The 1,700-nt window shown below is 70.2% G+C and carries 2 protein-coding genes; both read right to left on the bottom strand.

What is annotated here, in order from left to right:
• Positions 1–6: 6 nt before the first annotated feature.
• Positions 7–744, bottom strand: coding sequence for an SDR family oxidoreductase (locus tag HCK04_RS40160; RefSeq protein ID WP_142652751.1), 738 nt, complete (start codon positions 742–744; stop codon positions 7–9).
• Between the two features lie 103 nt (positions 745–847).
• On the bottom strand, positions 848–1,700 hold an 853-nt coding region (locus HCK04_RS40155), incomplete at its 5' end, for a fumarylacetoacetate hydrolase family protein (protein WP_240972274.1).

Here is a 1,700-nt window from a genome sequence, read left to right as displayed (position 1 = left end):
CGGCGGTCATGATGTCACCGGCCGCAGGCGCAGACCGGACATCCCGCCGTCCACCGGCAACTCGATCCCGGTGGTCGACCCCGCCCGCGGGCTGGCCAGATACGCCACCGCATGCGCGACCTCCTCCGGCGCCACCAGACGCCCGTGCGGCTGCCGGGCCGCCAACGCCACCCGCTCGGCCTGCGGATCCGGCGCGGCATCCACCAACCGCCCGACCCACGGAGTGTCCACCGTGCCCGGCGTCACACAGTTGACCCGGATGCCCTCACCAAGGTGATCGGCCGCCATCGCCCGCGTCAACGCCAGCACCGCCCCCTTGGACGCCGAATACAACGCCCGCTGCGGCAACCCCGCCGTCGCCGCGATCGAACACGTATTGACGACCGCCGCATACGGCGACTCGCGCAGATACGGCAGCGCCGCCCGGGTCACCCGCGCGACCCCCACCACGTTCACATCCAGCACCCGCAGCCACTCGGCATCATCGTTGCCGGCCACCGAGCCCTGCGCCCCGATACCCGCGTTGTTCACCAGCACATCGATCCGCCCGAACCGCCCGGCCACCGCCGCGACCGCCCCCCGCACCGCCCCGTCGTCGGTCACATCACAGACGAACTCGGTGCCCTTCACATCCAGCACCGCGACCCGGGCGCCGCGCGCGGACAGCTCCTCGGCCACCGCCCGGCCGATGCCCGACGCCCCACCGGTGACCACCGCCACCAACCCGTCGAACTCCCCGCTCATGCCACCCCCACGCCTCGCAGCCGGGGGCCGCATGAACCGAACACGCCGCGCCCGCCGCTCCGCCCACCGGTTCGCCCACCGGTTCGCCCACCGGTTCGCTCGTTCATGCCTGGCCCACCCGCTGGCGCTGACGGCCCAGACCGTCGATCTCCAGCTCCACCACATCACCCTTGCGCAGATAGGCCTGCGGGCCACGCCCCAGCGCCACCCCCGCCGGAGTCCCGGTGTTCACCACATCACCCGCCTCCAGCACCATGAACTGGCTCAAATACCAGATCACGTGATACACCCCGAAGATCTGGTTCTTGGTGTTGCCGTTCTGCCGCAACTCCCCGTTGACCCACAACCGCAACCCCAGCGCCTGCGGATCACCCACCTCATCCGCCGTCACCAGCCACGGCCCCAGCGGATTGAACGTCTCACACGACTTGCCCTTGTCCCACTGACCCCCACGCTCGTTCTGGAACTCCCGCTCCGACACATCATTGGCGATCGCATACCCCGCGATCACCCCCGCCGCGTCCTTCGGAGACTCCAGATAACGAGCGGTGCGACCCACAACCACCGCCAGCTCGACCTCGTAATCGGTCTTCACACTCCGGCGCGGCACCAGCACCTCGTCATCCGGGCCGACCACCGTGTTGGACGCCTTCATGAACACCACCGGCTCACCCGGGATCGGCGCCCCCGTCTCCTCCGCATGATCGGAATAGTTCAACCCGATACACACCACCTTGCCCGGCCGGGCCACCGGCGCCCCCACCCGCTCGAACGGCCCCGCCTCCGGCAACCGGCCCTCCGCCAGCGCCACCCGCACCCGCTCGATACCGCCCCCCGCAAGGAACACACCGTCGATATCACCCGTCACCGACGACACATCCAGCACCCGCCCGTCCGGCGCGAGCACACACGGCCGCTCCTCACCCACCGGACCCACCCGCAACAGCTTCACGATC

This window comes from Microbispora sp. CL1-1, assembly GCF_012034195.1.
GTDB lineage: Bacteria > Actinomycetota > Actinomycetes > Streptosporangiales > Streptosporangiaceae > Microbispora.
This window is presented reverse-complemented; position numbering and strand designations above follow the sequence as displayed.